At 66.7% G+C, this 6,517-nt stretch carries 7 protein-coding genes; 3 read left to right on the plus strand and 4 right to left on the minus strand.

Features of this window, described 5'->3' with window-relative positions; genetic code table 11:
* Positions 1-8 precede the first annotated feature (8 nt).
* The 4 genes from AC6H42_RS05905 to AC6H42_RS05920 all read right to left on the minus strand — a co-directional run bounded on the left by AC6H42_RS05905 (position 9) and on the right by AC6H42_RS05920 (position 4,158).
* On the minus strand, positions 9-2,294 hold the full coding sequence (locus AC6H42_RS05905) for a RelA/SpoT family protein (protein WP_057157575.1): 2,286 nt from the start codon (positions 2,292-2,294) through the stop codon (positions 9-11).
* A 70-nt stretch (positions 2,295-2,364) separates the two neighbouring features.
* Positions 2,365-2,568 (minus strand): DNA-directed RNA polymerase subunit omega, encoded by a 204-nt coding sequence (gene rpoZ, locus AC6H42_RS05910; protein WP_005665923.1) that lies wholly within the window; start codon positions 2,566-2,568, stop codon positions 2,365-2,367.
* 39 nt (positions 2,569-2,607) lie between these two features.
* On the minus strand, positions 2,608-3,255 hold the full coding sequence (gmk, locus tag AC6H42_RS05915; protein ID WP_057157576.1) for a guanylate kinase: 648 nt from the start codon (positions 3,253-3,255) through the stop codon (positions 2,608-2,610).
* Positions 3,256-3,363: 108 nt separating this feature from the next.
* Positions 3,364-4,158 carry a DUF72 domain-containing protein gene (locus tag AC6H42_RS05920; protein WP_082552111.1) on the minus strand — a complete coding sequence of 265 codons (795 nt, stop codon included), beginning with the start codon at positions 4,156-4,158 and terminating at the stop codon, positions 3,364-3,366.
* Positions 4,159-4,246: 88 nt separating this feature from the next.
* Between AC6H42_RS05920 and AC6H42_RS05925 the strand changes: the two genes are divergently transcribed.
* The 3 genes from AC6H42_RS05925 to AC6H42_RS05935 all read left to right on the plus strand — a co-directional run.
* Positions 4,247-4,819 (plus strand): TetR/AcrR family transcriptional regulator, encoded by a 573-nt coding sequence (locus tag AC6H42_RS05925; protein ID WP_057157577.1) that lies wholly within the window; start codon positions 4,247-4,249, stop codon positions 4,817-4,819.
* A 17-nt stretch (positions 4,820-4,836) separates the two neighbouring features.
* Positions 4,837-5,868 carry an alpha/beta hydrolase family protein gene (locus tag AC6H42_RS05930; protein ID WP_497547601.1) on the plus strand — a complete coding sequence of 344 codons (1,032 nt, stop codon included), beginning with the start codon at positions 4,837-4,839 and terminating at the stop codon, positions 5,866-5,868.
* A 45-nt stretch (positions 5,869-5,913) separates the two neighbouring features.
* Positions 5,914-6,517 (plus strand): serine hydrolase domain-containing protein (locus tag AC6H42_RS05935; protein WP_497547602.1); only part of this gene is annotated, 604 nt, incomplete at its 3' end.

Genomic DNA, 6,517 nt, shown 5'->3' on the forward strand with positions numbered 1-6,517 from the left:
CCGCAGGACTACGAGCGCTCGCGCAGGATGCGGTTGACGCCGGCCACGCGGCGCACGTTGCGCATCAGGCCGGCCAGGTGCACGCGGTCCTTCACCTGGATGGTGAAGCGCAGCTGGTGCAGCACGTGTTCCTTGTCCTCGTCCATGCCGACAAAGGTGATGTTGCCGTCGGACTCGCCGATTTCGGCCGCCACCCGCGCCAGAATGCCTTTTTCATTGTTGATGAGCAGCTTGATGCGGCTGTCGAAGCGGCGGTTGATGTCCGCGCCCCACTTGACGGCGATCCAGCGCTCCGGCTCCTTCTGGCGCTGGCGCTTGGCCAGCGAGCAGTCCAGCGTGTGCACCTGCAGGCCCTGGTCGCGCCGCAGCTGGCCGATGATGCCGTCGCCCGGGATCGGCAGGCAGCACTGGGCCAGCTGTACCGACACGCCCTCGCTGCCGCAAATGGTCACCGGGTCCAGCTCGGCTGCGCTGTTGTGGTCCACCGGCGCCGCCGCCGATTCGCCGCCCAGCAGGCCGAAGATGTGGCGCGCCACCAGCGCGGCCATGCGCTTGCCGATGCCGATGTCGGCGTACAGCTCGTCCATCGATTTGGCGCTCGATTCGTTCAGCAGGCGCTCGGCCAGCGGCCCCGGCAGGTTCGGATCGACGTTGACGGTGGACAGCGCCTGCGCCAGCAACTGGCGGCCCAGCGCGATCGATTCCGGCAGGTTGATGGTGCGCAGGTGGTGGCGGATGGCCGAGCGCGCCTTGCCGGTGCGCACGAACGACAGCCAGCTCGGGCTCGGCCGCGACGACGCGTCGGTGACGATTTCCACGATGTCGCCGTTGCGCAGTTCGCTGCGCAAGGTGGACGGCTCGCCGTTGATGGTGACCGAGACCGTGTGGTCGCCGATGCCGGTGTGGATGGCATAGGCGAAATCGATCGGCGTGGCGCCGCGCGGCAGCGCGATGATTTTCGATTTCGGCGTGAACACGTACACCGAGTCCGGGAACAGGTCGACCTTCACGTGTTCCAGGAACTCGGCCGAGTCGCCGGTCTGCTGCTGGATGTCGAGCAGCGACTGCAGCCAGGCGTGGGTACGCTGCTGCATGTCGCTCAAATTGATGTCGCCGGTCTTGTACAGCCAGTGCGCGGCCACGCCGGATTCGGCGGTGCGGTGCATTTCCTGGGTGCGGATCTGAAATTCCACCGGCGTGCCGTAGGGGCCGATCAGGGTGGTGTGCAGCGACTGGTAGCCGTTCAGCTTGCGGATTGCTATGTAGTCCTTGAACTTGCCCGGCATCGGCTTGTACAGCGAGTGCAGGGTGCCCAGCGCCACGTAGCAGTTGGGGAAGCTGTCGACCACCACGCGGAAGCCGTACACGTCCAGCACCTGCGAGAACGACAGGTGCTTGCTGCGCATTTTCTTGTAGATGCCGTACAGGGTCTTCTCGCGGCCGTACACTTCGGCTTCGATCTCGGCCATGGCCAGCGTGTTCTTGACCGACTCGAGGATCTTCTTGACCACTTCGCGGCGGTTGCCGCGCGCCGCCTTCACGGCCTTGGCCAGCACGTGGTAGCGCAGCGGGTACAGGTGCGAGAAGGAGATTTCCTGCAGTTCGCGATAGATGTTGTTCAGGCCCAGGCGGTGCGCGATGGGCACGTACACTTCCATCGTTTCGCTGGCGATGCGGCGCTTCTTGGCCGGCGTCATCACGTCCAGCGTGCGCATATTGTGCAGGCGGTCGGCCAGCTTGATGAGGATCACGCGCACGTCCGAGGCCATGGCCAGCAGCATCTTGCGGAAGTTTTCCGCCTGCGCCTCGATCTGGCTCTGGAACTCGATCTTCTCCAGCTTGGACAGGCCATCGACCAGGTTGGCCACCGGCGCGCCGAAGCGCTCGATCAGCTCGTCCTTCTTGACGTCCTGGTCTTCCATCACGTCGTGCAGCAGCGCGGCCATGATGGCTTGGGCGTCCAGCTTCCAGTCGGCGCAGATCTCGGCCACGGCGATCGGGTGCGAAATGTAGGGCTCGCCGGATTTGCGCACCTGGCCCAGGTGCATCTCGTCCGAGAAACGGTAGGCTTCCTTGACCTTTTTCAGGTCGGCCGCCGTCATGTATTCGGACAGTTTTTCAGTCAGGTGGGTGACGGACGCAACGCCCGCCGTCAAAGTAGGAGTAGCGAGTGGCGAAGAGGTCACAGGTGGCGGTGCGGAAGGTGCAGATGTGGGAACGCCCGGCTCAATCTTGGCCGGGCGCCGGGCCCGGCTGGCGGGCTTGCCTGTAACATCGGTGTCAGTCAGGTCCATACATGTCCAGTGTCGGTGTGCTTGGGCTTGAACCTCGTACTACACTGGGCAGGAAGCGCAGGCTCCCAACTTACATGGGAACCTTTTTCAGCATTTCCAGGCCGACTTTGCCGGCGGCGATTTCACGCAGTGCGACCACGGTCGGCTTGTCCTTGGCTTCCACCTTGGGGGTGTGGCCTTGCAGCAGCTGGCGCGCGCGGTAGGTTGCGGCCAGGGTCAGCTGGAAGCGGTTCGGTACATTCTTCAGGCAATCTTCAATCGTAATACGGGCCATCTTAACTCCTAAAAATACAGCGTGTGCTTGTTCAGCGGTTTATTCTGCGTGGTCGGCATGGATGCCCAACTGGGCGAAGAGTGATGCACTGCGGGCCGCTTGTTGCGCAAACCGGCAACGGGCCGCTCTCACAATCGCGCTCAATTCTGACAAGGCGACCGGAAAATCCTGATTGATAATAACATACTCGAACTCCGGAGCGTGTGCGATTTCGCCGCCGGCCGCCAGCAGGCGGCGCGTGATCACGTGCGGTTCGTCCTGGCCGCGCTTGTGCAGGCGCTCTTCCAGCGCCGCGATGGACGGCGGCAGGATGAAGATGCCGGCCGCCTGCGGGAACTGCTTCTTGACCTGGCGCGCGCCCTGCCAGTCGATTTCCAGCAGGATGTCGGTGCCGGTGCGCATTTGCTCTTCCACGAAAATGCGCGAGGTGCCGTAGTAATTGCCGTGCACCTCGGCCCACTCCAGAAATTCGCCCGCTTGCGCGCGCGCCACGAAGTCTTCCGGCGTGGTGAAGAAATACTCGCGGCCGTGTTCCTCGCCCGGACGCGGGGCGCGGGTGGTGGTCGAAATCGACAGCTTGATGGTGGGTTCCTGCGCCAGCAGCGCGTTGACCAGCGTCGACTTGCCGGCGCCGGAGGGCGCGGCCACCATGAACAGGCTGCCGGAGAAGGCGGTAGTGTGGCTCATGTTGTTCTTTCGAAAACGAATGCGGGCGGGAGGCAAATTCCATCGCCCAAAGGCGTATTCTACCAATACCCATTGCCATCAGTCACGTTCCGCGTGGCGGCGCCAGCTTTACCCCAGGGCCGCCAGCAGTCCGAGCGCCGCCGCCGGCGCGCGCTCCTTGGCGCCATTGATGAAGTAGATGAACACGTCGCGCCCGGCGGCCCTGGTCTTGGCGGCGCCGGCGTACGGCAGGTCATCCGGCTGCCCGCCGGCCTGCCACTGCGCCGCGCGCGCGGCCCACTGCTTCAGTTCCGGCTTGCCGTAGCCGGTGGCGATCTCGCTGCGCGCGCACATCAGCCGCGCGTAGACGAAATCGGCGGTCGCGTCGGCGTAGGACGGGTATTTGTCCGAATCGGTAAACACGGTGGCCACCTTGTGCTGGCGCGCCAGCTTCAGGTAGTCCGCGCACATGAAGCTGGCGTGCCGGGTGTCGAGCACGTGGCGCAGCTTGCGCGTGCCCAGCTTGGCCGGCAGCAGCTGGAAGAACGCCGCCATCTCTTCCGGGTCGAAACGCTTGGTCGGCGCCAGCTGCCACAGGATGGGGCCGAGCTTGGCGCCCAGCTCGCTCAGCCCGCTGTCCATGAAACGCCCGATGGACTCGCCGGCCTCGCCCAGGGCCTTGCGGTTGGTGCAGTAGCGGCTGGCTTTGACGGCGAACATGAAATCGTCCGGCGTCTGCGCGGCCCAGCTGGCGAAGTGGGCCGGCTTGGCGTTGCGGTAATAGGTGCCGTTGATTTCGATGCTGGTGACCTGGCTGCTGGCGTATTCCAGCGCGCGCTTTTGCGCCAGCCCGGCAGGGTAGAAGCTTGCGCGCCACGGCGCGAAGTCCCAGCCGCCTATGCCCACCCGGATCCGTTTGACCATGCCCGCCCCCGATCGTTAGCCGCCTTGCATGGATGATAACCACAGATAGCGCTTGACTGCTAGACCGACCGGTCTATAGAATTCAATCATGACAACGCCTGCCACCCGCGACCGCCTGATCGGCGCCATGATCCATACCCTGCGCTACACGGGCCTGCACGGCGCCGGCCTGAGCGACATCCTGGCCAAGGCGCAGGCGCCCAAGGGGGTGCTGTACCACCACTTTCCGGGTGGTAAGAACGAACTGGCGGTGGCCGCCATCGAAAGCACGGTGGCCTATATGTGCGGCATGCTCGACAAGCTGATGCTCAGCGAGCCGGACGCGCGCGCCGCCTTGAAGGCGTGGATCGGGCGCGCGCTGAGCGGCCTGGACGGCAGCGGCTTCGAGCGCGGCTGTCCGCTGGCGGCGGTGGCGCTGGAATCGACGGCGGCCGACGTGGCGCTGCGCCAGGCGCTGGCCGACGGTTTTGCCGCCATCCGCGCCCGCATCGGGTCCGCGCTGGTGGCGGCCGGTCACGGCGAAGTGCGCGCGCAAGGCTTCGCCGCGCTGATCGTGGCCGCCTACGAAGGCGGCCTGCTGCAGGCGCGCGTCGCGCACGACGCCACGCCCATGCTGCAAGCCACCGATGCCCTGTTGTCCCTGCTGGACGCCCAACCCTGACTGCAACGAGGACAGCCATGAACTCCATACCCGCCCCAAGCACCGTGCAGGCCAAGCTTGCCGCCATCGATGTCGCCGGCGCAGCTCAGGCGACGCAGGCTGCCGCCGTCGCGGCCGTGTCCCCGGTCCCGGCCGGCCAGCCCGAGCGTGTCGCCCTGCACGCCGCCGACGGCTACCCGCTGACGGCGCTGCGCTACCGCAGCCACGGCCCCGAGCGGGCGCGCCTGATCGTGGCCGGCGCCACCGGCGTGCCGCAGGGCTTTTACCGCCGCTTCGCCGAGTACGCCGCCGCCAACGGCTACACGGTGCTGACGCTGGACTACCGCGGCATCGGCCTGTCCAAGCCGGCGACCTTGCGCGGCTTCCGCATGGATTACCTGGACTGGGGCCGGCTCGACCTGGCGGCGGCGGTGGAAGCCGTGGCGGCCGGCGATGGCGTTGGGGGCGGTGCCGGACCCGGCCAGGCTGTGCCGCTGTACATGGTGGGCCATTCCTACGGCGGCCATGCCTTCGGCCTGCTGCCCAACCACGACAAGGTGGACGGCCTGTACACCTTCGCCACCGGCGCCGGCTGGCACGGCTGGATGCCGCTGGCGGAGCGGCTGCGCGTCAAGGTCATGTGGAACATCATCGGCCCGCTGCTCACGCGCTGGAAGGGCTGCCTGGCGTGGAGCAAGCTGGGCATGGGCGAGGACTTGCCGCTGGACGTGTACCGCCAGTGGAAGCACTGGTGCCGCTTCCCGCACTACTTCTTCGACGACCCGCAAATGCGCCAGGTGGCGGCCGGTTTCGGCACAGTGCGCGCGCCCATCATGGCGGTCAACGCGATCGACGACTTGTGGGCGCCGCCCAACTCGCGCGACGCCTTCATGCGCGGCTACCGCAACGCGCCGTGGTTTGGCATCACCATCGACCCGGCCGCGTCCGGCCTCGGCAAGATCGGCCACATGGGCTACTTCCGCCCGCAAGCGCAAGCCCTGTGGGGCGCCGCGCTGGACTGGTTCGACGGCATCGGCCGCGAACGGGCCCAGCCGCATCCGCCGGTGTAGCAGGCCAGGCTTGAGCTTGCGGCCGGCATGCGCTACCGTGCAGCCATGAGCACACAATTCAAGGCAGTACACGGCGCCATGCAGGCCTGGGTGGACGCGGAAATCCTGGCGGGCGCCTCGTGCGCGCTGCTGTCCGGCACCCGGGTGGTGGATCGCCACTGCGCCGGCTGGGCCGACAAGGAGGCCGGCGTCCCCTTGCGCGAGGACCATTTGTTCCGCGTTTTCTCGAACACCAAGCTGGTCACCAGTGTGGCGGTGATGCAGCTGGTGGAGCGCGGCAGCCTGCAGCTGGATGCGCCGCTGGAAACCTATCTGCCCGCGCTGGGCCGGCGCCGCGTGCTGCGGCCGGGCGCCACCCGCCTGGATGACAGCGAAGCGGCGCGCCGCTCCATCACCGCGCGCCACCTGCTGTGCCACAGTTCCGGCCTGAGCTACGGCTTCCTCGATCCTGGCAGCCTGATCTACCAGGCCTACAGCGCGCGCCGCGTGATGCACGCCGACAGTTCGCTGGAAGGCTTGATCGAAGCGCTGGCGCCGCTGCCGCTGACGTTCCACCCGGGCGAGCAGTGGGAATATTCGATCGCCTCGGACGTGCTGGCGCGGCTGGTGGAAGTGGCCGGCGGCCAGCGCTTCGACCGCTACCTGGCGC

The sequence above is a fragment of the Massilia sp. NBRC 108631 genome (assembly GCF_059704565.1).

Coding starts and splice junctions, on each gene's coding strand:
- AC6H42_RS05905 (WP_057157575.1), bottom strand. CDS start 2,294: ATGGACCTGACTGACACCGATGTTACAGGCAAGCCCGCCAGCCGGGCC.
- rpoZ (WP_005665923.1), bottom strand. CDS start 2,568: ATGGCCCGTATTACGATTGAAGATTGCCTGAAGAATGTACCGAACCGC.
- gmk (WP_057157576.1), bottom strand. CDS start 3,255: ATGAGCCACACTACCGCCTTCTCCGGCAGCCTGTTCATGGTGGCCGCG.
- AC6H42_RS05920 (WP_082552111.1), bottom strand. CDS start 4,158: ATGGTCAAACGGATCCGGGTGGGCATAGGCGGCTGGGACTTCGCGCCG.
- AC6H42_RS05925 (WP_057157577.1), top strand. CDS start 4,247: ATGACAACGCCTGCCACCCGCGACCGCCTGATCGGCGCCATGATCCAT.
- AC6H42_RS05930 (WP_497547601.1), top strand. CDS start 4,837: ATGAACTCCATACCCGCCCCAAGCACCGTGCAGGCCAAGCTTGCCGCC.